23 protein-coding genes and 1 pseudogene are annotated in these 25546 nt (G+C 56.4%); 12 read left to right on the top strand and 12 right to left on the bottom strand.

Annotated features, from left to right (window positions below; translation table 11 throughout):
• The gene (locus ABLV30_RS10585; protein WP_265800042.1) at nt 1–2157 is read left to right on the top strand and encodes a bifunctional diguanylate cyclase/phosphodiesterase; all 2157 of its coding nucleotides are present in this window, start codon (nt 1–3) and stop codon (nt 2155–2157) included.
• A 4-nt stretch (nt 2158–2161) separates the two neighbouring features.
• Here ABLV30_RS10585 and ABLV30_RS10580 read toward each other — a convergent pair whose 3' ends face one another.
• Nucleotides 2162–2974, bottom strand: coding sequence for a serine protease (locus ABLV30_RS10580; RefSeq protein ID WP_014229539.1), 813 nt, complete (start codon nt 2972–2974; stop codon nt 2162–2164).
• An 832-nt stretch (nt 2975–3806) separates the two neighbouring features.
• Between ABLV30_RS10580 and ABLV30_RS10575 the strand changes: the two genes are divergently transcribed.
• Nucleotides 3807–4067, top strand: a complete 261-nt coding sequence (locus ABLV30_RS10575; RefSeq protein ID WP_224244191.1) for a hypothetical protein — start codon at nt 3807–3809, stop codon at nt 4065–4067.
• Between the two features lie 112 nt (nt 4068–4179).
• Here ABLV30_RS10575 and asr read toward each other — a convergent pair whose 3' ends face one another.
• Together asr and ABLV30_RS10565 are read right to left on the bottom strand one after the other, a co-directional pair.
• Complete coding sequence (gene asr / locus ABLV30_RS10570; RefSeq protein ID WP_009654716.1) at nt 4180–4605, bottom strand: acid resistance repetitive basic protein Asr; 426 nt, start codon at nt 4603–4605, stop codon at nt 4180–4182.
• 174 nt (nt 4606–4779) lie between these two features.
• Nucleotides 4780–6267: a carboxypeptidase M32 gene (locus tag ABLV30_RS10565; RefSeq protein WP_032748987.1), complete on the bottom strand. Its 1488-nt coding sequence runs from the start codon at nt 6265–6267 to the stop codon at nt 4780–4782.
• Between the two features lie 300 nt (nt 6268–6567).
• Here ABLV30_RS10565 and ABLV30_RS10560 point away from each other — a divergent pair, with 300 nt between their 5' ends.
• Nucleotides 6568–6660, top strand: a complete 93-nt coding sequence (locus ABLV30_RS10560) for a hypothetical protein (RefSeq protein ID WP_004851273.1) — start codon at nt 6568–6570, stop codon at nt 6658–6660.
• 35 nt (nt 6661–6695) lie between these two features.
• On the opposite strand, the gene ABLV30_RS10555 is transcribed toward ABLV30_RS10560, so the two are convergent.
• The gene (locus tag ABLV30_RS10555) at nt 6696–7946 is read right to left on the bottom strand and encodes an MFS transporter (RefSeq protein WP_014229535.1); all 1251 of its coding nucleotides are present in this window, start codon (nt 7944–7946) and stop codon (nt 6696–6698) included.
• 118 nt (nt 7947–8064) lie between these two features.
• Between ABLV30_RS10555 and ABLV30_RS10550 the strand changes: the two genes are divergently transcribed.
• The 3 genes from ABLV30_RS10550 (at nt 8065) to bioD (ending at nt 11135) form a co-directional block, all read left to right on the top strand.
• Nucleotides 8065–8958 (top strand): LysR family transcriptional regulator, encoded by an 894-nt coding sequence (locus ABLV30_RS10550; protein WP_025105786.1) that lies wholly within the window; start codon nt 8065–8067, stop codon nt 8956–8958.
• 133 nt (nt 8959–9091) lie between these two features.
• A complete protein-coding gene (gene mlc, locus ABLV30_RS10545; RefSeq protein WP_014229533.1) occupies nt 9092–10312 on the top strand; it encodes a sugar metabolism global transcriptional regulator Mlc in 1221 nt (406 codons plus the stop codon).
• A 127-nt stretch (nt 10313–10439) separates the two neighbouring features.
• Nucleotides 10440–11135: a dethiobiotin synthase gene (bioD, locus tag ABLV30_RS10540; protein WP_004851267.1), complete on the top strand. Its 696-nt coding sequence runs from the start codon at nt 10440–10442 to the stop codon at nt 11133–11135.
• On the opposite strand, the gene clcB is transcribed toward bioD, so the two are convergent.
• From clcB to ABLV30_RS10510, 6 genes and pseudogenes are all read right to left on the bottom strand, one after another.
• On the bottom strand, nt 11088–12383 hold the full coding sequence (clcB, locus tag ABLV30_RS10535) for a voltage-gated ClC-type chloride channel ClcB (protein ID WP_014838621.1): 1296 nt from the start codon (nt 12381–12383) through the stop codon (nt 11088–11090). The genes bioD and clcB overlap by 48 nt on opposite strands.
• 141 nt (nt 12384–12524) lie before the next feature.
• A complete protein-coding gene (dmsD, locus tag ABLV30_RS10530) occupies nt 12525–13133 on the bottom strand; it encodes a Tat proofreading chaperone DmsD (RefSeq protein ID WP_134897316.1) in 609 nt (202 codons plus the stop codon).
• 40 nt (nt 13134–13173) lie between these two features.
• Nucleotides 13174–14031, bottom strand: a complete 858-nt coding sequence (locus tag ABLV30_RS10525; protein WP_014229530.1) for a DmsC/YnfH family molybdoenzyme membrane anchor subunit — start codon at nt 14029–14031, stop codon at nt 13174–13176.
• A 1-nt stretch (nt 14032) separates the two neighbouring features.
• Nucleotides 14033–14650: a DMSO/selenate family reductase complex B subunit gene (locus ABLV30_RS10520; protein ID WP_032719195.1), complete on the bottom strand. Its 618-nt coding sequence runs from the start codon at nt 14648–14650 to the stop codon at nt 14033–14035.
• Between the two features lie 10 nt (nt 14651–14660).
• Nucleotides 14661–17095: pseudogene (gene ynfE / locus ABLV30_RS10515) on the bottom strand (selenate/tellurate reductase subunit YnfE).
• 148 nt (nt 17096–17243) lie between these two features.
• Nucleotides 17244–17495, bottom strand: coding sequence for a DUF1161 domain-containing protein (locus tag ABLV30_RS10510; protein ID WP_004119709.1), 252 nt, complete (start codon nt 17493–17495; stop codon nt 17244–17246).
• A 102-nt stretch (nt 17496–17597) separates the two neighbouring features.
• On the opposite strand from ABLV30_RS10510, the gene ABLV30_RS10505 reads away from it, so the two are divergent.
• On the top strand, nt 17598–18308 hold the full coding sequence (locus ABLV30_RS10505; RefSeq protein WP_014229527.1) for a YnfC family lipoprotein: 711 nt from the start codon (nt 17598–17600) through the stop codon (nt 18306–18308).
• Here the strand turns inward: ABLV30_RS10505 and speG are convergent.
• Both speG and ABLV30_RS10495 read right to left on the bottom strand, forming a co-directional pair.
• Complete coding sequence (gene speG / locus ABLV30_RS10500) at nt 18302–18862, bottom strand: spermidine N1-acetyltransferase (protein WP_004102449.1); 561 nt, start codon at nt 18860–18862, stop codon at nt 18302–18304. The two genes, ABLV30_RS10505 and speG, sit on opposite strands and share 7 nt — an antisense overlap.
• Before the next feature lie 62 nt (nt 18863–18924).
• Nucleotides 18925–19266 (bottom strand): DUF1283 family protein, encoded by a 342-nt coding sequence (locus ABLV30_RS10495; protein WP_004851259.1) that lies wholly within the window; start codon nt 19264–19266, stop codon nt 18925–18927.
• Nucleotides 19267–19402: 136 nt separating this feature from the next.
• Between ABLV30_RS10495 and ABLV30_RS10490 the strand changes: the two genes are divergently transcribed.
• The 5 genes from ABLV30_RS10490 (at nt 19403) to ABLV30_RS10470 (ending at nt 25301) form a co-directional block, all read left to right on the top strand.
• A complete protein-coding gene (locus ABLV30_RS10490; RefSeq protein ID WP_004851258.1) occupies nt 19403–19729 on the top strand; it encodes a YnfA family protein in 327 nt (108 codons plus the stop codon).
• A gap of 205 nt (nt 19730–19934) precedes the next feature.
• Nucleotides 19935–21149 (top strand): starvation-sensing protein RspA, encoded by a 1215-nt coding sequence (rspA, locus tag ABLV30_RS10485; RefSeq protein ID WP_004851257.1) that lies wholly within the window; start codon nt 19935–19937, stop codon nt 21147–21149.
• Between the two features lie 14 nt (nt 21150–21163).
• Nucleotides 21164–22183, top strand: a complete 1020-nt coding sequence (locus ABLV30_RS10480; protein WP_187228571.1) for a Zn-dependent oxidoreductase — start codon at nt 21164–21166, stop codon at nt 22181–22183.
• Between the two features lie 43 nt (nt 22184–22226).
• Entirely contained in the window at nt 22227–23603 is a 1377-nt protein-coding gene (locus ABLV30_RS10475) for an MFS transporter (RefSeq protein WP_182157900.1), read from the top strand.
• A gap of 234 nt (nt 23604–23837) precedes the next feature.
• The gene (locus ABLV30_RS10470) at nt 23838–25301 is read left to right on the top strand and encodes a mannitol dehydrogenase family protein (RefSeq protein ID WP_004851251.1); all 1464 of its coding nucleotides are present in this window, start codon (nt 23838–23840) and stop codon (nt 25299–25301) included.
• Nucleotides 25302–25546: the final 245 nt, after the last annotated feature.

Raw genomic sequence — 25546 nt, 5'->3', positions numbered from 1 at the left:
ATGATTCATTTGCCAGGCTGGCGCAATATTCCCTCCGCCAGAACGCTGTCCATCATGATTGTCCTCGCCGGGATCGGCTTAATCGTGTCCATTGTTTCGCTTCTTTATCTCACCCAACACCTGATCGGCCTGAAAGCAAACGAAATTGATAAGCATCGTTCCGTGCTATCGGTGGATGGGGCGGTGCAGACCTCGGTGAACCGCGTGCTGTCGCTGGTGATGGATAACGCTATCTGGGATGATGCGGTGCATCAGACCTATGCCGACAGGCTCGATCCGCAATGGCTCTACAACTCATGGGGATCGGGTTTTAAAATCAATAATCTCTATGACGGCACTTTCGTACTCGACCAGCACTATCGGGTGCTGTGGGGATCGTTTCGCAGTGAGAGCTTTACCGAGCAGGATACCCAATTCCTCGGCAACGGTTTTCGTGCGCTTATCTCGCAGCATGCCGCCGCGCTGCGCAGCGGTAAAAGCGCTTATGCCGGCATCACGCGAACCCGCGCCGGTATTGCGTTTATTGGTATTGGCCTGATTCGCCCGACGGCAGGGCGGCTACAGGTGCATGATGATACGCGTCGCTATCTGGTGATCACCCGCCATATCAACTCGCAAATGCTTGAGCGCCTGGGCGACACGTTTCAGATTCGCAACCTGCACGTCACGCCAGGCGGCGGTGAATACAGTATTCCGCTGCGCACCCAGGCCGGGGAGATCGTGGGTTACCTGAGCTGGCAGCCGGGGCTTCCCGGCGCGGAAGCCGCGCGGGCGGCCTCCGACAGTATGCGGCTGATTGCCGCCGTGGCGGCTGGGCTGATCCTGCTGTTTATTCTCTTCAGCTACCTCGGGCTTTACAAGCTGGCGCGCGGCGAAAAGCTGGCGCGCGACAGTGCCATGACCGACTGGCTGAGCCGCCTGCCAAACCGACGGGCGCTGATCGAACGCCTTAACCAGGTGTGCGAAACCTCCCAATACCAAATGCAAAGCGTGGTATTTATCGATCTCGACGGCTTTAAGGATGTTAATGATAACTACGGCCATGACGTTGGCGATGCGCTGATTATTCATATCGCTAAAGAACTTCGGGAGCGCGTTCCGCCTGAAGGGATGCTGGCGCGTATGGGCGGCGATGAGTTCGCGATGACGGTAAGCGGCGAACAGGCGGTAAATCAGGCGCTGGCTTTTGCCTGGGCGGTACTGGAACTGTTAAAAGCGCCCGTTATCCTCAACGAGCGAAAAATTTATATCAGCGCCAGTATCGGTATCGCCAGCGGCCTCCCGGCAAGCTGCTCCAGCACCGAGCTTTTTCGCCGCGCTGATATTGCCATGTACCATTCGAAGAAAACCGGCAAAGGGCGCACGACCTGGTATGACGAAGCGCTCAGCGACGCGCGGCAGTATCAGCTGAATATCGAAAATGGCATTCGTCAGGGACTGGAGAACGAAGAGTTTGATGTCTGGTATCAGCCGATTGTCAACGCCGATACGCTGGTTATGGAAGGCGTGGAAGCGCTGCTGCGCTGGCCGCGGCGTCCTCAGGGGGCACTGCCGCCGGATGCGTTTATCGGTATCGCCGAAAGTAGCGGTTTGATCTACGCGCTTGGCCAGTTTGTGCTTGAACGCGCCTGTAGCGAACTGCAGCCACTGGACGATCTGCTGCTGTCGGTGAATATCTCCCCGGCGCAGTTCTGCGATCCGGAGTTTGAGTCGCGGGTGGTGCAGGTGCTGGGCCGCTGTCATTTCCCGGCCCGTCGGTTACAGCTCGAAGTCACGGAGAGCTACGTTCTGGAGAATCCCGAGCGGGCGAAGTCGGCCATTGAGAACTTAAGGGCGCTTGGCATCGCGGTGGCGCTCGATGATTTTGGCACCGGCTATTCCAGCATCGGCTATTTACGCAGCTTCAGCTTCGACAGTCTTAAAATCGACAAGTCCCTGGCCGGGCTGGTGGATGTGGATACCCAGGCGGCGGAGCTGGTGCGCGGGACCGTCCGTATTGCCGGAGCGTTAGGCATCACGGTGGTGGCGGAGGGCGTTGAGAATCAGCAACAGCTGGCGCTGCTGCGGCGGGCGGGATGCGACAGATTGCAGGGTTTCTTCTTCAGCGAGCCGATGTCCGTCGCGTCGTTATTGCAGCTGCGCCAGCAGCAAGGCTGACCGCTTACTGGGCAGCCAGCGCTTCAAGCTTATCGCGAAAGCCGGTGACGGAGATGGCGCGGTTGTCCGCCCGCCAGCGATCTTTTGGTCCAGGCGCCGAACTCTGCACCGCAATCACCTGCCAGCCGTCGTCGGTTTTCAGCAGCAGCGGCGAGCCGCTATCCCCCGGCAGCGTATCGCACTGATGAGAGAGCACCGATGTCTGCGCCCAGCCGGTGACTACGCAATCCTGGTGGGTATAGAGATTATCCAGATGATCTTCCGGATAGCCAGACTGAGTCACTTTTCGTTCTGCGGTTTTTAGCGCGGCGGTCAGATCGGCTTTGCTGCCGCTAAAAATCGGCACCGGCGTAATGCCGGAAGGGGCGTAACGCAGCACGATAAGGCCAAAATCCCACGGCGCCGCGGCGCTGGGAACTATCCAGCCGTCGCCGTCCGCCTTAAGCCGTTTCCCCAGCGAAGGATCTACGCGGCCTTCAATACCGTGAATTTCGTACACCCAGCCGCCTTTACGCGAGATAAAACGCAGCGCGACGGGTTTATCCGGCTTGCCTTTGGGCGGCGTGAGCAGGCAGTGCCCGGCGGTGAGCGCCAGATTGGGGGCGATAAGCGTGGCGGTACAGAGATTACCGCTGGCGGTTTCCAGTTGCCCAATCGCATCCCAGGGATCGTCCGTGGGGTTGCTGACCGGTTTTCGGTCGTCGTGACCAAAAAACAGCGTCTTAATATCTTTTGCACTCATGCCATCATCGTCGGCCTGGACCAGCGCTGGAAACAGGGAAATTGAACACAGTAATAACAGGACGTCTCTACGCATATCACTCTCTGGGGAGATAATTATGTATATTGAAAGTAGCAGCAGATTTAAGTTTATGAAAGTTAAGAATAATTTTAATTAAGCCAGGCGGCAGGCGAAATCAGCAAAAAACGCCAGTCGCTTACGGATGAATGGCGTGAATTCAATATGTTAACGCCATTTTCCTGCGGCGTTATTTCCGCAGAAAAGGGCAGCGGAAGCAACATAAATCGTGTATCCGAACGTACAACCGGCGGGTGCCGAATAAAGGATTTGCGGTTCAGCTTTTTCTCAAGACAGTTAATGGCGAAAACGGCCAATATCACGCAAAAAAAGAGATATCTTCACAGGAAAATCGGACTTCTTTACCTGTTTATCACTTACTTTCAAAGCGAAACATTTTCTCACCGAAAACGTTGTTATTGCTATCACCTTGTTGAGCAAACAGAGATGTTATCCCGGCGATGATATCTGCAATGTCAAACACCCGATGTACGGGAGGATTTATGTCTAAACAAGGTATTCGCGCATTGGTTTACGTTTCGCTGGTATCAGCAATGATTTGGGGCGCGACGGGCTATCTGCTGGTGACGGCGGTTCACGTTCTTTAATCCGCGACCTCACCGTGGTGGAACCAGGCATGTTTAAGCGGCGGGCTGAGCGCGTTTTGCGGCCAGCGCCGCCCGTTCCGGCGTTTTATTGATAGCTAAATCCCCGGGCAGGCCGCCGGTGTTCTCGTCAGCAAAATCTTCGTCCCTTACATTTTCTCAGCGCTAACGCTGCCGGCAATATTGCGTGAAGGTGCCGTTGCGCAGCAGGTGGCAACAAAGCGTAGCGGGTGATGGCAGGTTTGGTGACCGCATTAAGCGACCCCAACGATATTCTCTTTTTTCCGCAGTCTATTCATATCGCCGACGGTATCGGCTGCTGTCTGGGGCTGTTGACGGCGGTGTGGGTGCGTATCGACCGGAGCGTGCTTTCGCTTGATATTCTGGCGGTTCGTCGTTGGCTAACGGCTCGTTACGTCAAACGTTTGACGACGGTCTCGGCGACAACCTGTGGCAGCAATAGGTTTAGTAAAGAAAAAAACGGCTGGCGACCAGCGCGCAGATAATCAGCAGGATCAGGATGAGCTCAAAACGATAGCGCCGCAGCATGGTGCTCTCCAGAAAAAAACGGCGCTGAAGCCAGCGCCGATATCATATCACATCGCTTAACCCGGGAGATTAAGCAGCCGGTTGTGCAGCTGGTTTAGCGGTATGATGTTTGGTGGTTTTGTGGTGTTTTTTCGCTGCCTGTGCTTTCTGAGCTACTGGTTTAGCAGCGGCTTTTTTGTGTTTCTTAGCGGCCTGAGCTTTCTGGGTGGCAGCCGGTTTAGCTTCTGCTTTTTTGTGCTTTTTAGCGGCCTGCGCTTTCTGGGTGGCAGCGGGTTTAGCGGCTGCTTTTTTGTGCTTTTTCGCAGCCTGCGCTTTCTGCTCAGCAGCCGGTTTCGCAGCGGCGGTATGGTGTTTCTTGTGGTGGGTCGCTTTAGCGGTGGTGCTGTGAGTTGCAGCAGCCGGCGCCGGAGTCGTGGTGGTGGCAGCATCGGCAGCGAAAGCAACAGAAGACAGACCCATTGCAGCGGCAACGACCAGAGCTAATACTTTTTTCATTCTGATATCCTCGAAAAGGTTTCTTGTTTCAACCCCACTGCGGGGCCGTTGAAAGAACTATATGCCTGTCTTATCGAGGTTTCCGTGAGTGTTTGGTATCGGCGTGTAACCATATGTACAACGCGCTGCTACAACAATGGGACACGGCGTCGGGCGCGGCCCGACGCCGGTGATTTACAGATAACGCGAGGTAAGGTGCTGGCGGAAATAGTCGCTGTTAAGGTCTTCTCCGGTTGCATGCTGAATCAGCTGCGAGGTGGTAAAACGGCTACCGTGCTGCCAGATATTTTGCCGCAGCCAGTCAAACAGGGCGCTGAAGTTACCGTTGGCGATATCGCTTTCCAGCTGCGGCAGCGCCCGTCTGGCGGAAGCCATCAGCTGAGCGGCGTACATCGCGCCAAGCGTGTAGGAAGGGAAATAGCCAAAACCGCCGTCGGTCCAGTGGATATCCTGCATACAGCCGTCGCGATAGTTGCCGAGGGTGGAAAGTCCCAGCCAGTGCTGCATTTTTTCATCCCACAGCGCCGGAATATCCTCGACCTCAATATCGCCATCAATCAGCGCGCGTTCAATTTCGTAGCGCAGAATAACGTGTGCCGGATAGCTCACTTCGTCAGCGTCGACGCGGATAAAGCCTGGCTTGACGCGCTGATTCCATGCGATGAAGTTTTCGTGGCTAAAGGCCGGCTGTTCACCAAAGTACTGGCGTACCGTTGGCAGCAGGCGCTGCAGGAAGGCGTCGCTACGGCCAAGCTGCATCTCGAAAAACAGGCTTTGCGATTCATGGATCGCCGTGGAGCGGGCGAGGGCAATGGGCTGATCGAGCCAGTTGCGCGGCAGGTTTTGTTCATAGCGCGCGTGGCCGGTTTCGTGAATGACGCCAAACAGCGCGCTGAGCAGGTCGTTTTCGTTGTAGCGCGTGGTGATACGGACGTCCTGGGGCACGCCGCCACAGAACGGGTGGGCGCTGATATCCAGGCGTCCGCCGTCAAAATCAAATCCCAGCACGCGCATCGCCTCCAGCCCCAGCTCGCGCTGGTCGGCAATCGGAAACGGCCCTTGAGGTTCGATGAGCGGTGTTTGCGCCTGCTTCTCAACCACCTTCTCCAGCAGCGAAGGAAGCCAGGATTTCAGGTCCGCGAACAGTACGTCAAGACGGGCGCTGGTCATATCGGGTTCAAAAATATCCAGCAGCGCGTCGTAGCGGGAACCGCCTTTTGCCGCAGCCCGAATCTGCGCCTCTTCGCGACTCAGTTTGACGACGTCACGCAGGTTCTCGGCAAAACCCTGCCAGTCGTTCGCCGGACGCTGGCTACGCCAGGCGTGCTCGCAGCGGCTACCCGCCAGCGATTTCGCTTCCACCAGGCTTTCCGGCAGCAGCGCCGCCTGTTCGTACTGGCGGGTCATTTCGCGCAGGTTGGCCTGTTCCACATCATTTAGCTCTTCCTGAAGCGCATTCTGCAGCCATTCACCCACTTTTTTATCGGTCAGGATCTGATGCTGCAAAACGCCAAGCTCGGCCAGCGCTTCGCCGCGGGCCGCGCTGCCGCCGGGGGGCATCATGGCGAACATATCCCAGCCGGCGATGGCGGAAAGATGCGAGAAGCGGGAGAGTCGCTGGAAGGTGCGGGTAAGCTGATGATAATTTTTATTTTCGGTCATGTTTACACTCTGACGGTGGCAAGTGAACAAAAGCTTTTTCGTGGGCCTACACTATCGCGATCCGCCGATGGGGTCGAGGGATGCGGGCGCTTTCGACATAAATCACCCCGACGTTAATGGGAAATTGCCCACAGCGTCGGCTCGCCCGCTCGACGCAAGCATCAGCATAATGTAGTGATTAATCGATTGCGTATTTTATGTTTGGCTCGAAATAATCCAGATGTGCGTAAAGTAGCAGACGCTTTCTCTGAACTACGGCTAAACTTAATGCAGGCACAGGCCGCCGATGCGAGGTGGATTATGAATCCGTTTACCTGGCTGTTTATAGCACTGCTTTCCGTCGATGCCGTTAGAGAACTGTTGGGAATGTCGTCGGTACTGGGGATGTGGTGAAGAGCGTGGCCCGTTTCAGGCCACGTTAATCTGCGTTATTTCAGTCGCTTGTGTAAACACGCGCCGGTGAGCAGCGCCGCCAGCAGCATCAGCGCGATAAACCCACCTACGCCGTTCCAGCCGTAGTTATGCCAGAATACGCCGCCTAACGTCCCCGCCATGCTGGAACCCAGATAGTAGCTGAATAAATAGAGCGATGACGCCTGGCCGCGGGCACGACGCGCGCGCGGGCCAATCCAGCTGCTGGCCACCGAGTGGGCCGCGAAGAAACCCGCGGAAAACAGCAGCATGCCGATAAAAATCAGCCACAGCGACGAGAACAGGGTCAGCAGCAGGCCACCGAGCATCACCGCAGTCGAGAACAGCAGCACCGGGCCGCGACCGTAGCGAACGGTCATGGCCCCGGCTTTCGGCGAACTCCAGGTACCGGTCAAATAGGCCACCGATAGCAGGCCAACGACCGCCTGGCTGAGGGACCACGGCGAAAGCATCAGGCGGTAACCGATATAGTTAAACAGCGTCACGAATGACCCCATTAACAAGAAACCCTCAAGAAACAGCAGCGGCAGCCCGCGATCGCGCCAGTGCAGGCGGAAGTTGATCAGCAGCGATTTTGGCCGCAGCGAGGTTGGACGGAAGTGGCGCGATTCCGGCAGGATGCGCCAGAACATCAGCGCGGCCGCCAGCGCGAAGCCGCTAATGACCGCCAGCGCTATCCGCCAGCCGAAGAAATCGGTAAATACCCCCGTCAGCAGACGGCCGCTCATGCCGCCAATGGAGTTTCCGCTGATATAAAGACCCATTGAGAACGCCACCACGCTGGGGTGAATCTCTTCGCTCAGATAGGTCATGCCGACCGCCGCCACGCCGCTCAGCGACAGGCCGATCAGGGCGCGCATCATCAGGATCCCATGCCAGCTGGACATCATCGTCGACAGCAGTGAGCAGCAGGAGGCTAGCACCAGCGCGGTAACCATCACCTGTTTGCGGCCAATGGCGTCGGACAGCGGACCGGTAAACAGCAGGCCGACCGCCAGCATCGCCGTGGAAATCGACAGCGAGATACTGCTGCTGGCCGGTGAGACGCCGAATTCACTGGAGAGCACCGGGAGGATCGGCTGGACGCAATAAAGCAGCGCGAACGTCGCCAGTCCGGCAGAAAAGAGGGCGAGAGTGACGCGAATAAATTGCGGAGTACCGCGTTTGATAAACTGGTTTGGCTGAGGAGCGATGATGTCGCTGACGTCGTTTGCCGGGGCGGTGTCAACGGTAGTTGTACGACTCACGGAAAAATCCTTGCTGATATACAGAGAGTTAAGTGACCGCAATGGCCACTTATTCAGGGTATGAAAATGTAAATATTCTGTCTAATATATTAATAATCTCAAATAAGACGTTTTAAATATGAATATTGAACTGCGCCATCTGCGCTATTTTATTGCCGTGGCGGAAGAGCTCCATTTTGGCCATGCGGCGGCGCGGTTAAATATCTCTCAGCCGCCGCTTAGCCAGCAGATTCAAATCCTTGAACAGCAAATTGGCGCGCGTCTGTTTGCTCGTACTAATCGCAGCGTCAGCCTGACCGAAGCCGGAAGGCAGTTTCTCGCCGATAGCCGGCAGATCCTCTCGCAGGTCGATGATGCTGCCGCGCGCGCGGCTCGGCTTCACCACGGCGAAACCGGCGAGCTGCGCATTGGATTTACCTCATCGGCCCCCTTTATCAAGGCGGTTTCCGACACGCTGTCGACCTTTCGCCGCCGCTATCCCGATGTGCATATTCAGACGCGGGAAACCAACACGCGCGAGCAGATTGTGCCGCTGAACGAGGGCGCGCTGGATCTGGGACTGATGCGTAATACCCAGCTGCCGGATACCCTGGTCTGGGAAAGAGTGCTGCGCGAACCGCTGCTGGCGATGGTGCCCCGCGATCATCCGCTGGCCAGCAAGCCGCGCGTAAGCCTGCGGGAACTGGCACGGGAGCCGTTCGTGTTTTTCGATCCCCATGTGGGTACCGGGCTGTATGACGACATTCTGGGCTTGATGCGCCGCTACGACCTGACGCCAGCCATCACCCAGGAGGTGGGGGAGGCAATGACGATTATCGGCCTGGTGGCCGCCGGGCTTGGCGTGTCGATTTTACCGGCGTCCTTCAGGCGGGTCCAGCTGTTGGAAATGTGCTGGCTGCCGATCGAAGAGCAGGACGCGGTGTCGGAAATGTGGCTGGTGTGGTCGAAGCATCACGAACAGGGGCAAGCGGCCCGGCGTTTTCGTGAATCGCTGCTTGCCAGCGCCACATGAGACATTTAGGACAAATAACGGCTAAAAATGTGCGGTAAATCACAAGGCTAAGCAAAAATTTGACGAGTACCGTTGAAGTGCTTCACCATAGCCATCAGTTTATTTCGAAGCGCGAAAATAAAGGGAGTCAACGGTGGTAGCGGACAGTCAGCCAGGCCATATCGATCAAATTAAGCAGACCAACGCGGGCGCGGTTTATCGCCTGATTGATCAGCTTGGCCCGGTGTCGCGCATCGACCTCTCGCGCTTCGCGCAGCTGGCCCCTGCCAGCATCACCAAAATCGTCCGCGAAATGCTGGAAGCGCATCTGGTCCAGGAGACGGAAATCCAGGAGCCAGGGAGCCGGGGAAGGCCTGCCGTTGGCTTGATGGTGGAAACCGAAGCCTGGCACTACCTCTCTATCCGCATCAGCCGCGGCGAGATCCACCTCGCGCTACGGGATTTAAGCAGCGCGCTGGTGGTGGAAGAGCAGCTGGAACTGGCGTTACAGCACGTTCAGCCCTTCGCGAGCCGGCTGCTCGATCAGGTTGACCAGTTCTTTATTCGTCACCAAAAGAAGCTGGAGCGTTTAACCGCCATCGCCGTCACCATGCCGGGGATCATCGATACCGAGCACGGTATCATCCACCGGATGCCGTTTTATGAAGACGTTAAGGACATGCCGCTGGGCGAAATCTTAGCCAATCATACCGGCGTATCGGTTTACATTCAGCACGATATCAGCGCCTGGACCATGGCTGAATCGCTGTTTGGCGCCTCCCGGGGAGCGCGAGATGTGATTCAGGTGGTGATTGACCATAACGTTGGCGCGGGCGTGATCACCGACGGTCGTCTGCTGCACGCGGGCAGCAGCAGTCTGGTCGAAATCGGCCACACCCAGGTCGATCCGTATGGTAAACGCTGCTATTGCGGTAACCATGGCTGTCTGGAAACCATTGCCAGCGTGGAGAGCGTGCTGGAACTGGCGCAGATCCGCATGGCGAAGTCGATGAGCTCAATGTTGCATCAGCAGCCGCTGAGCGTTGAATGGCTATGTCAGGCCGCGCTGCAGGGGGATTTACTGGCGCGGGACATTATCAGCGGCGTCGGGAACCACGTTGGACGGATTCTGGCGATTATGGTTAACCTCTTTAACCCGCAGAAAATCCTTATCGGCTCTCCCTTCAATCTCGCCGCGGATATTCTGTTTCCGGCAATATCTGATTGTATTCGACAACAATCGTTACCAGCCTACAGCCGACATATTGCCGTGGAAAGCACCCAGTTTTCTAACCGGGGAACGATGGCTGGCGCGGCCCTGGTAAAGGATGCCCTCTATAACGGATCGCTGCTGATACGACTGTTACAGGGTTAACATTTTTTCATATTCACACCAAAAATTGCGCTATCTCAAGCTGGCTTCCGGCAGCATCGCGTAGACTTTTTCCACAGTTGATTATTTCTCTCCCGTATATTTCATCAACATAACTGTGGGGTTAGTGATGTTTAAGCGTTTCTTCATAACAGGTACTGACACCGCTGTCGGCAAGACGGTGGTTTCCCGTGCGCTGTTGCAGGCACTGGCTGCCAGCGGCAAAAGCGTCGCCGGGTACAAGCCTGTGGCGAAGGGCAGTAAAGAGACGCCGGACGGACTGCGGAACAAAGATGCGCTGGTCTTACAGAGCGTGTCATCGCTGGTGTTACCGTATGAAGCTGTCAATCCCATCGCGTTAAGCGAAGATGAAAGCAGCGTGGCGCACAGTTGCCCGATCAACTACGGACTGCTGTCGGATGGTCTCCAGCGCCTCAGCGGCCAGGTTGAACATGTGGTGGTTGAAGGTACCGGCGGCTGGCGCAGCCTGATGAACGACCTGCGTCCGCTTTCGGAATGGGTGGTGCAGGAACAGCTGCCGGTGTTAATGGTCGTCGGCATTCAGGAAGGCTGTATCAATCATGCTCTGCTGACCGCGCAGGCGATTGCCAACGACGGCCTGCCGCTGATCGGCTGGGTGGCCAACCGGATTAACCCAGGCCTGGCGCATTATGCTGAAATCATCGAGGTGCTGAGCAAAAAGCTGCCGGCGCCGCTGATCGGTGAACTGCCTTACTTACCGCGCGCGGAGCAGCGTGAACTGAGCCAGTATATCGACTTATCGATACTCGGCGAGGTGATGGCGGTAGATAGAATCCCGGCGTAACGTCCGCGACAGCACCGACGCCAGTACGCTGGCAATCAGTAAACCGGGCAGTAAAACGTATTGTCCGGTCATTTCACAAATCATCAGCGTGGACATAATCGGCGCGTGGGTGGTGGCTGCCAGAAACGCCGCCATGCCGGTTAAGCCAACCACTATCGCGATAGCCTGGTAATCAGGTAGCCATAGTCCGGTCAGGCTGGCGAACAGCATGCCAATCCCCAGCCCAACAAACAGCGTTGGGGTAAAAACGCCGCCCGGCGCGCCGGAACCGCTGCTGGCCAGCACGGCGAGCAGCTTGCAGACAAACACCACAATCATGGCGCTGAAGAGCGGCGGCGAAAGAAGATAGCTTTGCACAACGCTATAGCCATTTCCCCAGACGGCCGGCGCGAGCAGCGACAGCAGACCGACGATAAGTCCGCCCAGCGCCAGCTGCCACGGAGGCGACAGGCGCAGCCGGACAAAGCACCGGTGGCTATAGCTCATCAGCCAGATAAACAGCGGCCCGCAAAGCCCGGCCAGCAGCGCCGTCGCCAGCATCAGCGCATAGTGCGTCGCGCTCAGGGTTTCGTGGAATTCAACGTGATACAGCGGAGCCGAATCGCCGTTCAGCAGATTGGTCAGCAGCAGGGCCACCACCGCGGCAATCACCACCGGGCCAAGCGACGCCAGCATCAGGGTGCCGAATAAGATCTCGGCGATAAACAGGCTCCCGGCCAGCGGAGCGTGGTAAGCGCTGGCCATCCCGGCGGCGGCGCCGCAGGCTACCCATAGCTTCCACTCTTCTTTTGGCGTAAAGCGGCGGGCGAACAGCGACGCGGCCAGCGCCGCCAGCAGGATCATCGCCCCCTCGCGACCGATGGCGCTGCCGGTCGTCACCACCAGCAGAGAGGCCAGCGATTTTACCAGGCTGGCTGGCGTATCAAACACGCCGTCGCCGGTCTCGAGCGCTTCCATATAGTCGGTTGGCGCACGGGGCCGCGCAAGGGTGCGGCGCTGCCAGAGCCAGAGCAGGGCGCCAGCCGCAAGGCCGCCAAGCGCGGGCGTCAGCAACCGACGCCATGGTGGCAACGACTCGGCGGCGTTCACCAGGCTTCCGCTGTCATTGCTCAGAAACAGGCTTTCCAGACCGGTCATCGCATGGCGAAACAGGGCAACCGCGAGCGCGGCGAGGACGCCGACCAGCATGGCGATAATCATGCGGCGAAACATAACCTGAACATCAGGATAAGCGTGAAGACGATGCATCAGCGAATTCGGTTAACGGGGAATGGGGCTTATTTTTACCGGGAATAAGCATAGACGCAAAAGCGATAAGTGCGAAAGAGGCTAAAGGTGACGTTGTCACGAAATGCGTTATGCCCGGCGGGCGGGCATAACGTCAGGGCATTAGCGGTAGAGCGGCTTATCCGCGACCGCGCAGGGCAGCCGCGCCCGCCATCGCGTCAGCGTTTCTTGCGCCAGCTGACCAAGAGCCTGATAAAAAGGGTTTCCGGCCCCGGCAATAAACACGCTCAGAAAGCGGCCCGACCACGGGAGAAGATGCCAGGCCAGAAGCTGGTTAAATGCCTCATCCTGACCGGATTCACAAAGCCAGGCCGCCAGCAGCAGCAGCGTACCGAAGTGGTCTTCCGGTTCAGCGCGTTGCTCAGACAAACCGATGCCGTTAGCCCGCATCCACTCGCGCAGCGCCAGCGTAGAGTCGCCAAACAGCACGCTTTCTTTATCCAGCCAGACGGAGCCCCACGGCGGCGCAGGCAGCGCCCACGGGCCGATGAACAGCCGCTGCCAGGCGTCCGCCAGCGGTTCATCGTCTTCGAGAGCGAACTGCGCCGCCAGGCCGTTCGCGACCGGCCAGGGCCACTGACTTTGCCAGCTGCCGTCGCGCAGGGCGGCAACCAGCGGAGCAGCCTGCTCGCTGCCCGGAGCATAAGAGAACAACGCCCCCAGCGTACGGGCGCTGAGTGCGACGGCATCGCGGTCTTGCGATTGCATCATATCTATTCCTTACTGCAGAGGGTGCCGCGGCACCCATTCATTAACCGGCAATCGCCGTACCGACGGTCATATGTAGGCCATAAAACAGGCCGCGACCGATAAACTCGCCGAGTAATACCAGTATCAGTCCGAGCAGCAGGCTGGCGATGCGCGGGTTTTTCTTTCTTGCCAGCGGGCAGATCCAGCAGCCAAGGCCCAGCGTCAAAAATGCTAAACGCAGGATTTGTAGCCAGCCGTAGTTTGGCAGCAGGGCGCTGGCCTGCTGCACGGAACTGCGGATCTCCGCCAGTTCGCTGTTCTGCAAAATGACCACGGCCAGGCTTGCCAGCAGCGCGAGGACGCTCATCGACGCGAAGACCGTGCCGTTAAAAGGCACGTTGGCTACCCGCAGCAGCAGGGCGGCGAAAAGCGGCCCGCACAGCACCATCGTCAGGAAGAAGGCGGCGGTGGTGTAGGCATTATACCAGGTCGGCACGGTATTAATTTGATAGACCAGGGTCATCTCCAGGACGAACAGGCAGCCGAGCAGCATGGTGAGCAGAAGCCAGGCCTTGGCCAGGATTGCCGGCATTTTGCCGAGAAACGTCAGCAACCACCACACTCCTCCGACGGCGAAAAACAGCGCGCCGCTGGCGATTTCATTACTTAACGCCGATGCGCCGACCCGGGTAAGAGAGTTAAATGCCCGCAGCGGCGAGCCGAGGTGGATAATCGACGCCAGAAAGCCAATCCCCATGACCAGCCAGATAAAAAACATGCAGCGCACCAGGCGCTGCCGGGCTTCGGAGTTATTATTCAGCGAAAGCCAGCCGAGCCCGCTGACGATTATCGCCCCTGCAACGCTTTGCCCCAGCACCGTAAACAGCACCAGCGGCCATTCATGCCATCCATTTCCCATTTTACACCTCCTTCGGATTGGCCAGATAGCCGGTGGTATCACCGCACGGACGCGCGTTGGCGTTCGGTTTGATCGCGATACTCGGCCTGGTGAAGTGCGCGGACGGCAGCGGGGCGACGGCGGCAAGCTGACCGTGCTTTTCGCGCAGTTCTTCGATGGGACCAAAGTCGAGCGCCCGCAGCGGGCAGGACTCGACGCAAATCGGCTTTTTACCCTCGGCGACCCGGTCATAGCAGCCGTCGCATTTGGTCATATGGCCCTTTGCCGCGTTGTACTGCGGCGCGCCGTACGGGCAGGCCATATGGCAGTAGCGACAGCCGATGCATACCTCTTCGTTCACCACCACAAAGCCGTCATCGCGCTTGTGCATGGCGCCGCTGGGGCACACTTTTGTGCAGGCCGGGTCTTCGCAGTGGTTGCAGGCGATGGACAGGTAATAGGCGAAGACGTTTTGCTGCCACACGCCGTTGTCCTCCTGCCAGTCGCCGCCCGCGTATTCGTAGATGCGGCGAAAGCTTACGTCAGGCGTGAGGTTTTTATAATCCTTGCAGGCCAGCTCGCAGGTTTTACAGCCGGTGCAGCGGGCGGAATCGATAAAAAATCCATACTGAGCGCTCATGGTTTACTCCTTAAACCTTCTCGATTTCGACCAGATTGGTGTGCTGCGGATTGCCTTTAGCCAGCGGCGAAGGACGGTGCGTCGTCAGCGTATTAATACAGGAGCCGCGATCGATACGATCGCCATTCATGTTGGCGTCATGCCAGGCGCCCTGGCCCATCGCCGACACGCCGGGCATGATGCGCGGGGTCACCTTAGCCGGAATGCGCAGCTCGCCGCGGGCGTTGAATACGCGCACCATATCGCCGTTCTTAATCCCGCGCTTTTCGGCGTCCAGCGGATTTAGCCACACCTCCTGACGACAGGCCGCCTGCAGGACATCCACGTTGCCGTAGCTGGAGTGGGTACGTGCTTTATAGTGGAAGCCGAACATTTGCAGCGGGAATTTCTCGCGCAGAGGATCGTCCCATCCTTCGAAAGTAGAAGCGTATACCGGTAATGGACTGATGGTTTCGTCTTTTTCCAGCTGCCATTTGGCGGCGATATCCGCCAGACGGCTGGAGTAGATCTCGATTTTACCCGACGGTGTTTTTAGCGGATTGGCGACCGGGTCTTTGCGGAAGTCGCGGTAGGCCACAAAGTGACCGTTGGGGTCTTTACGTTTGTAAATTCCCATATTTTTCAGTTCATCGTAGCTCGGGAGCGCCGGGTCTTTCGCCAGCATCTTCGCGTACAAATGCTGCAGCCACTGCTCCTGGGTACGGCCTTCGGTAAACTTCTGGTGGACATCCTCGCCAAGCCGTTTTGCCACTTCGCTGAGGATCCAGTAGATAGGTTTGCGCTCGAATTTAGCGGAGGTAACTGGCTGAATAAAGATGAGATAGCCCATATTGCCGGCGTAGTCGTTGGGAATAATGTCTTCCTGCTCGACGGTCATCAGGTCCGGCAGCAGGATATCGGCGTATTTGGCCGAGGAGGTCATAAAGTTTTCGATAACCACGATCGTCTCGCACTTGCTTTCGTCCTGCAGGATCTCGCGGTCTTATTGATATCGGAGTGCTGGTTAATGATGGTATTGCCGGCGTAGTTCCAGATGAATTTAATCGGCACGTCCAGCTTCTCTTTCCCTCGAACGCCGTCGCGGGTGGCGGTCATCTCCGGGCCGCGATCGATGGCGTCGGTCCAGCTAAAGCAGGAGATGGCGGTTTTGACCGGGTTGGTCAGTACCGGCAGGCGTTCAATGGTGATGGTATAGGTGGATTCGCGGGCGCCGCTGTTGCCGCCGTTAATGCCGACGTTGCCGGTCAAAATAGGCAGCATGGCGATCGCCCGGGAGGTCAGCTCGCCGTTAGCCTGGCGCTGTGGTCCCCATCCCTGGCAAATGTAAGCCGGCCTGGTGCTGCCGATTTCCCGGGCCAGCTTGATGATGCGGTCGACGGGAATGCCGGTGATCCGCGAGGCCCATTGCGGCGTTTTCGCCACGCCGTCATCGCCCTGTCCAAGAATATACGCTTTATAATGCCCGTTCTTCGGGGCATCTGCCGGCAGCGTTTTTTCATCGTAGCCGACGCAGTACGTATCGAGGAACGCCTGATCGACCAGATTTTCATTAATCAGCACCCAGGCGATACCTGCCACCAGCGCGGCGTCGGTGCCGGGGCGAATCGGGATCCACTCATCCTCCCGCCCGGCGGCGGTGTCCGTGTAGCGCGGGTCGATAACGATCATCCGCGCACTGGAGCGCTCGCGCGCCTGTTCTAAATAATAAGTAATACCGCCGCCGCTCATGCGGGTTTCCGCCGGGTTATTGCCGAACATCACCACCAGCTTGCTGTTTTCGATATCGGAGGTGCTGTTGCCGTCATTGCTGCCGTAGGTGTAGGGCATGGCGCAGGCAATTTGCGCGGTACTGTAGGTCCCGTACTGGTTTAACGAACCGCCGTAGCAGTTCATCAGGCGCATAACCGGTGAGGCGGTGGGCGACGATCGCGTCATATTGCCGCCGACAATCCCGGAGGAGTAGTTAATATAAACCGCTTCGTTGCCATACTCTTTGACGATGCGTTTGAGATTGTCGGCGATCGTATCCAGCGCCTCCTCCCAGCTAATGCGGACAAACTTGCCTTCGCCGCGTTTGCCGACGCGCTTCATGGGATAGTTAAGGCGGTCGGGATGATTAATGCGGCGGCGGATGGATCGGCCGCGCAGGCAGGCGCGCACCTGGTGATCGCCATAAATATCCGCGCCGGTATTGTCGGTTTCGACCCAGACGACTTCATCGTCACGCACGTGTGAACGCAGGGCGCAGCGGCTGCCGCAGTTGACCGAACAGGCGCCCCAGACGATACGCTCCTCGCCGTGAGCGGCGTCTTGCACCGCGGCAGCGGCGTGACTCAGGCTGAACGGCAGCGATAAACCGCCGGCGGCGAGAGCCAGCGAACCAAGGGCGGTTGATTTGATTAGCGTTCGACGGGTAAGGCCGTCGGTATGTTCCTGGTTAGACATTGCTCACTCCATGATTTTGTTATAATGGCGTAATGCCAACGCCTTCGTAAGGTCGGCGTGGAGAGTGAGGAATCATACTTAAAATGGAGTAGAGAGATCTTATCCCTGGTCAACCGAGGGATAAGACTTCTCCAGACATTCGGCGAGGTTACTGCGCACCGCTGTCGCGGGTATAGATGATTTTAAAGGTGTCGTTGGCGCAGTGGCCGACAACCTGTGCGCCGGGCTGATCGGGCTGGTCGTTCGGGACTATCGTCAGGCTGAAGCCCGATTCCGGGACGCCGTTGTTGATGATTTTTTGCTGAATATCGCTTTTTACCCGCTCGCAGGAATCCGGCGCCGCGAAAGCAGCTGTCGAACCCAGCAGCAGAGCCGCACATAGCCAGGGTGATAGTTTCATCATAAACTCCTTATTAACGTTATCCAGATTTAAGCATAGCAGAAGTGGTGTAAACAATTGTATTTGCTAATATGATTGAACTATGCACAAAAGGAATCGCGCGTGAAAAAACGGTTGTTGCTGTTACTGGCTGTCGGGGCTCTTAGCGCCTGCGATGAAAAGGGCGCGCCGCAGGCCTTCACCCCGGAAATGGCCAGCTTTTCTAACGAATTTGAGTTCGATCCGCTGCGCGGGCCGGTGAAAGCGTTTAGCCAGACGCTGTATGACGAACACGATCAAGTGGTGAAGTGGGTTAAAGGGCGTTTATCCAGCGAAGGATGCTTTGACCTGCTGGCATTTGAGGATCGGGAGAATAAAACCGGCGCGGCGTTGGTGCTGGACGCTAACTACTACCTGGATGCGCAAAGCCACGAAAAGCGCCTGCGTTTACAAGGCAAATGTCAGCTGGCGGAAATGCCCTCGGCGGGGGTCTCCTGGGAAACCGATGATAACGGGTTTGTCGTCACCGCTCGCGGCAAGGAGAGTACAGCGACGTACCGCTACGATAGAGAAGGCTATCCGCTGGGCAAAACCACCATAGCCAAAGGTGAACAATTTACGGTGGCCTCAACGCCATCATCCGATCCGCGCAAAAAAATGGACTACACCGCAGTGAGCACCTTCAATGACCGCGCGCTGGGCAACGTAAGCCAGACCTGCGATTACGACAGTCACGACAACCCGGTAAGCTGCGAGCTTAAGGTTGTCGACGACAGCGTGCAGCCTGCGTTAACCCGCCACTACACCATCAAAAGCACTATTGACTATTACTGAGCCGTCGGTTTCAGCAGCGTCTGGCCCTGCGGTTTATGCTCGGCCAGATACTGGTGCTGGAACAGGCACATGCGGATGGTATTGCGGTATTCGCCGTTAATAAAGAATTCATGAATCAGCTCGCCTTCCACCATAAATCCGAGCTTGCGGTAGATGTGGATCGCTTTTTCATTTTCTTTATCGACGATGAGGTAGAGCTTATACAGGTTGAGCACCATAAAGCCGTAATCCATCGCGAGCTTAGCGGCGCGGGTGGCCAGACCTTTCCCCTGATAATCGGGAGAGATAATGATCTGAAACTCGGCGCGGCGGTGCACGTGGTTGATTTCAACCAGCTCAACCAGTCCGGCCTTTTCGCCGTCGCATTCAATGACAAAGCGGCGTTCGCTCTGATCGTGAATGTGTTTGTCGTACAGGTCGGAAAGCTCAACAAAGGCTTCATAGGGCTCTTCAAACCAGTAGCGCATAACGCTGGCGTTGTTGTCGAGCTGGTGGACAAAGCGAAGGTCTTCGCGCTCAAGCGGGCGGAGTTTGACGTGATAAGCGTCAGTCATGGGAGTACCTGTGTGTTATAGCGAAGTTTTGGTGATTGTGGCGCCCGTGCGGGCGCCATTCATTACGGGGTAATGGTGCGACCGGTGCGGCGGTCAAGGCAGCGCAGGGTGTTAGGCTCCCAGTACGCGTTGACGTTCGCGCTCTTCTGGCAGTTGTCCTGGGCGTCAAAAGCCACGTCGGCTTTATCCCACTCTTTTTCGGCGCGCTTGTTGACCTTCTGGCGTAAAGTGCGGGTGTCATTCCACTGCTCTTTTTCCATGGCGGCCTGCTGGCGGCTCTGGGCGCTGTCGCCGGATTCGATGACCAGCTTGTCCGTTTTGGCGAATGACGATGCGGTAAAGACCACCGCGCTCAGCGCCAGCAGGGCAGTCAGGCACCAGCGTTTGTTCAGTGTTGTGTTCATCACGATTTCCTTTAAGCGATTCCCTTGGATTGAGTTTACTACATCTCCTTTCGACGGCATACCCGACAAAACAGAGTAAACGACGGCCATTATTACGTAGAATGCGTTAACGCTTGTTCAACTTACGACGCTTTGCATGTTAAAAACCACGCTGCTTTTCTTTGCTACCGCCCTGTGCGAAATCATTGGCTGCTATTTACCCTGGCTCTGGTTAAAACGCGGGGCGACGCCCTGGCTGCTGATGCCGACGGCCCTGGCGCTGGCGCTTTTTGTCTGGCTTCTGACGCTTCACCCCGAGGCCAGCGGACGGGTTTATGCCGCTTACGGTGGGGTGTACGTGTGTACTGCGCTGCTGTGGCTGCGCTTTATCGATGGCGTCAAACTCAGCCACTATGATTGGGCCGGCGCGCTGGTTGCGCTGTGCGGCATGCTGATTATTGTGGCCGGCTGGGGACGCGCATAGCCTCTTTTACTGAGTGAGCCGGGCCAGGTGATGCTGTCCCGGCCTATCTCTTCCTGCCTTCTCGCTCGCTTTCTCTGTTCACGCCGCTTTTATCCCCGATGGGATACTGTGATCTGCCGCGTCTTTTTCGATCATTATACTTGTATGGTAGTAGGTCTGATGGTTTACTTTTACCCACTAACCGCACAGAAGTAAGGAATGAGAAATGAAGATCGTTGCCGCTGAAGTTTTCGTCACCTGTCCGGGACGCAACTTCGTCACCCTTAAAGTCACCACTGATGACGGGATCGTCGGGTTAGGTGACGCGACGCTAAACGGTCGCGAACTGTCCGTTGCGTCCTATCTGCGGGATCATCTCTGTCCGCAGCTGATTGGCCGCGACGCGCATCGCATCGAAGATATCTGGCAGTTTTTCTACAAGGGCGCCTACTGGCGTCGTGGTCCGGTCACGATGTCGGCGATTTCCGCTATCGATATGGCGCTCTGGGATATCAAGGCGAAAGCCGCAGGCATGCCGCTATACCAGCTGCTGGGCGGGGCTTCGCGCGAAGGCGTGATGGTCTACTGCCACACTACGGGTCACTCCATCGATGAAGTGCTGGATGACTACGCGCGCCACAAAGAGATGGGGTTTAAAGCGATTCGCGTGCAGTGCGGCGTGCCGGGGATGAAAACCACCTACGGGATGGCGAAAGGTAAAGGGCAGGCCTACGAGCCGGCAACCAAAGGCCAGTGGCCGGAAGAGCAGCTGTGGTCTACCGAGAAGTATCTCGATTTTACGCCACAGCTGTTTGCCGCCGTACGCGAAAAATTTGGCTTTAACGAGCATCTGCTGCACGACATGCATCATCGCCTGACGCCGATTGAAGCGGCGCGTTTTGGTAAGAGTATTGAAGATTACCGCCTGTTCTGGATGGAGGATCCGACCCCGGCGGAGAATCAGGCGTGTTTCCGTTTAATTCGCCAGCATACCGTCACGCCGATTGCCGTCGGAGAAGTCTTCAACAGCATCTGGGATTGTAAACAGCTGATCGAAGAGCAGCTGATTGACTATATCCGCACCACCATTACCCACGCAGGCGGGATTACGGGGATGCGTCGGATCGCCGATTTTGCCTCGCTTTATCAGGTACGCACCGGTTCACACGGGCCGTCCGATCTTTCTCCGGTCTGCATGGCGGCCGCGCTGCACTTCGACCTGTGGGTGCCGAATTTTGGCGTCCAGGAATATATGGGCTATTCCGAACAGATGCTGGAAGTCTTCCCGCACAGCTGGACGTTTGATAACGGCTATATGCATCCGGGTGAAAAACCGGGGCTGGGAATTGAGTTCGATGAAAAACTGGCCGCGAAATACCCCTATGAACCGGCCTATTTGCCTGTAGCGCGTCTGGAAGACGGCACGTTGTGGAACTGGTAAAGAAGGAAGTCAAAATGAAAAGTATCGTGATTCGCCAGCCCAACGAACTGGTGATTGAAGATCGTCCTATCCCGCAGCCTGCCGCGGGCGAAGTGCGGGTAAAAATTAAGCTGGCGGGGATATGCGGTTCCGATAGCCATATTTATCGCGGCCACAATCCGTTTGCCAAATACCCGCGCGTTATTGGCCATGAATTTTTTGGCGTTATCGACGCCATCGGAGAAGGGGTTACCGACAAAGCCATCGGCCAGCGGGTCAGCGTTGATCCGGTCATCAGCTGCGGCCATTGCTATCCTTGCTCGGTGGGCAAACCAAACGTCTGCACCTCTTTGGTGGTGCTCGGCGTGCATCGGGATGGCGGCTTTAGCGAGTACGCGGTGGTGCCGGCGAAAAATGCCTGGCAGGTTCCGGACAACGTGACGGACAGACATGCGGTGATGATTGAGCCCTTCACTATCGCGGCCAATGTTACCGGGCACGTTTCGCCAACCGACCAGGATATCGCGCTGGTCTACGGTGCCGGGCCAATGGGCCTGACGACCATTCAGGTGCTGAAGCGGGTGTATCGCGTTAAGCAGGTCATCGTGGTCGATCGCATTGATGAACGCCTGGAGATGGCCCAGCGTAACGGCGCGGATTGGGTGATTAATAACAGCGTCGTGCCTCTGGCGGATACGCTGAAGGCGGAGGGGGTACTACCGACGCTGATTATCGATGCGGCCTGTCATCCCTCGATTCTACAAGAGGCGGTCACCCTGGCTTCTCCGGCGGCGAGAATTGTTTTGATGGGATTCTCGACGGAGCCTTCGCAGGTTGCACAGCAGGGTATTACCGGCAAGGAGCTCTCTATTTTCTCGTCGCGTCTTAATGCCAATAAATTCCCGGTGGTCATAAAGTGGCTGGAACAAGGCTTAATTAACCCGGAGGAGCTGATTACTCATCAATTTGCTTATCAACATGTTATCGATGCACTGGAGCTTTTTGAAAATGACAGGAAACGTTGCTGTAAGGTTTTATTAACCTTCAGCCAATAACAACAGGTGCGGACTCTGTATTCTACAATTAGAGATAATCATTATGACTACCGTAAAAAATGAGAGAACCACTTCCGATCTCATTCGTGCAGCCGTATCTGGTTGGTTAGGCACGGCACTGGAGTTTATGGATTTCCAACTCTATTCCCTTGGCGCAGCGCTGGTTTTCCATGAGATTTTTTTCCCGGAGCAATCCGCCGCCATGGCGCTGATTCTGGCAATGGGAACCTACGGCGCGGGCTATATTGCGCGGATCGTCGGCGCCTTTATTTTTGGTAAAATGGGCGACAGTATTGGGCGCAAGAAGGTTCTGTTTATTACCATCACCATGATGGGGATCTGTACCACGCTTATTGGCGTGCTGCCAACCTATGCCCAGGTCGGTATTTTAGCGCCGGTGTTGCTTGTGACTTTACGTATTATTCAGGGGTTGGGTGCCGGGGCCGAAATATCAGGTGCGGGTACCATGCTGGCGGAATATGCGCCGAAAGGTAAGCGTGGAATTATCTCTTCGCTGGTGGCTATGGGCACCAACTGCGGTACGTTAAGCGCCACGGCTATCTGGGCGGTGATGTTCTTCGTGCTGGACCGTGAACAGCTCGTCGCGTGGGGATGGCGTGTGCCGTTCCTGGCAAGCGTAGTGGTGATGATCTTTGCCATCTGGCTGCGTCTCAATCTGAAAGAGAGCCCGGTTTTTGAGAAAGTGAGCGAAGACAGCGTCCTGCAGAAAGAGATAGCGACCCAGGAAGGAACCTTTAGCGCCATGCTGAAAAGTAAGTCCTTCTGGCTGGCGACGGGTCTGCGCTTCGGACAGGCGGGAAATTCAGGATTGTTGCAAACTTTCCTCGCGGGCTATCTGGTTCAAACATTACTGTTTGATAAAGCTATCCCTACCGATGCGTTAATGATTAGCTCTGTTATCGGCTTTATTACTATCCCACTCCTTGGGTGGCTGTCAGATAAAGTAGGGCGTCGCTTACCCTATATTATCATTAATATTTCAGCCATTATTCTGGCGTATCCCATGCTGTCGATTATTGTGGATAAGAGCTATAGCGCGAGCACCATCATGGCGTCACTGATCGTCATTCATAATATCGCGGTATTGGGTCTGTTTGCGCTGGAAAATATCACCATGGCGGAAATGTTCGGCTCACGTAACCGCTTTACCCGCATGGCAATTTCAAAAGAGGCGGGGGGATTAGTCGCCGTAGGCTTTGGCCCGGTGCTGGCCGGTATTTTCTGCAATATGACCGGTTCCTGGATGCCCATTGTTGTGATGCTGGTGTGCTACTCCATCATTGGCTTAATTTCCGCCATTCTGATGCCTGAAGTGCGTGACCGCGATCTGAGCTTGCTGAATGACGCCGCAGACTGCGCGCCGCAGAATAAAGCGGTGGGTAACGGGCAATATATTTAAAAAACACAAACTCCGCACCGAATGATGATCGCCGTAAATAACATTATGCCGGGCCATTAGCCCGGCATTTTCACTCTTTTATTCTCAGAAATACCGAAAGTATAACTCGCCCATCTTCTTGTATGGTAGTTGATAAAAGTCAAAGATATCATACCAATTGCATGAGATGGTTTATTTCACCAGCCGGTACCCACTTACCGTGGGGATCCAGAAATCATAAATATGAGAGCCACCATGGAACATATGCTATTAACAGCGAACGCCACGCTGCCAGCTTACGATCGCAACCGTCTTATTCCACGCATCGTTCATTTGGGCTTTGGCGCATTTCATCGCGCTCACCAGGCGGTATATGCCGATATTCTGGCGACAGAACACGGCAGCGACTGGGGCTATACCGAAGTGAACCTGATCGGTGGCGAGCAGCAAATCGCCGATCTGCAACAGCAGGATTTACTTTACACCGTCGCCGAAATGTCGGCGGATGCCTGGACCGCCCGCATTGTTGGCGTGGTCAAAGAGGCGATGCATGCCCAGGTCGATGGTCTGGAAAGCGTGCTGGCAAAAATGTGCGAGCCTCAGGTCGCTATTGTGTCATTGACCATTACCGAAAAAGGCTACTGCCACTCGCCGGCCAGCGGTGAACTGCAGTTAGATCACCCGTTGATTGTTGCCGATTTGCAAAACCCTCATCAACCGAAATCCGCGCCGGGCGTGGTGGTAGAAGCGCTGGCACGCCGTAAGGCGGCAGGTCTGCCGGCCTTCAGCGTGATGTCCTGCGACAATATGCCGGAAAACGGTCACGTCATGCGTAATGTCGTCTGCGCCTATGCCCGCGCCGTGGATGCCGAATTAGCCGAGTGGATTGCGCGCAGTGTCACTTTCCCTTCTACTATGGTTGACCGCATCGTACCGGCGGTGACTGCCGAAACGCTGGAGAAAATTGAACAGCTCACCGGCGTTCGCGACCCGGCTGGCGTCGCCTGCGAACCGTTTCGTCAGTGGGTCATTGAAGACAACTTTGTCGCCGGTCGTCCGCAGTGGGAAAAAGCCGGCGCTGAGCTGGTGTCGGACGTGCTGCCCTTTGAAGAGATGAAGCTGCGCATGCTGAACGGCAGCCACTCGTTTCTTGCCTGGCTGGGCTATCTGGCGGGATACCAGCATATTAATGACTGTATGCAGGACGAAAACTACCGTCGCGCCGCGCGTGCGCTGATGCTGGAGGAGCAGGCGCCGACGCTGAACGTGCAGGGTGTGGATCTGGCACGCTATGCCGGTCTGCTGATCGAGCGCTATAGCAACCCGGCGCTGAAGCACCGCACCTGGCAGATAGCGATGGACGGCAGTCAGAAACTGCCGCAGCGGATGCTGGATTCGATTCGCTGGCACCTGGCGCATGGCGGCGACTTTACGCTGTTGGCAATGGGCGTCGCGGCCTGGATGCGCTATGTCAGCGGGGTGGATGACCAGGGGCAGGCGATTGAAATCTCCGATCCTTTACTGCCGGTGATTGCGCAAACCGTACAGAATAGCGCAGACGGCGAAGAACGCGTGCGCGCACTGCTGGGTATTGAGGCTATTTTCGGTGCCAGTCTGCCCCAGGAGAGCCGTTTCGTGAACGCGGTGGTTCGCGCTTATTTATCCCTGCAGCAGCACGGCGCAAAAGCGACCGTAGCGGCCTGGGCTCAGGCAAACTAATTTATTTCACCCGCGTGCCGCCGGTCCCGGCGGCATTGCCCTCATGCTGTATCCCTGAACGCTTTTCCCGCCAGAAATATATTTCCCGTCAGGCGCAATCTTTGATCCAGATCGTTGAATATACATAACTTTATCTAACAACAGTTAAGTATAAATAACTGATGTTTATTTTAATGAATTAAATATTTATCTGGATGATTATTCATTCTCCTGGTGAAGTAAATATGGCATGATGAGTTAACTTA

This window comes from Klebsiella sp. CN_Kp113 (assembly GCF_040064585.1).
GTDB lineage: Bacteria > Pseudomonadota > Gammaproteobacteria > Enterobacterales > Enterobacteriaceae > Klebsiella > Klebsiella michiganensis.
Note: the sequence above shows the minus strand (reverse complement) of the source record. Positions and strands in the feature narration are given on the sequence as shown.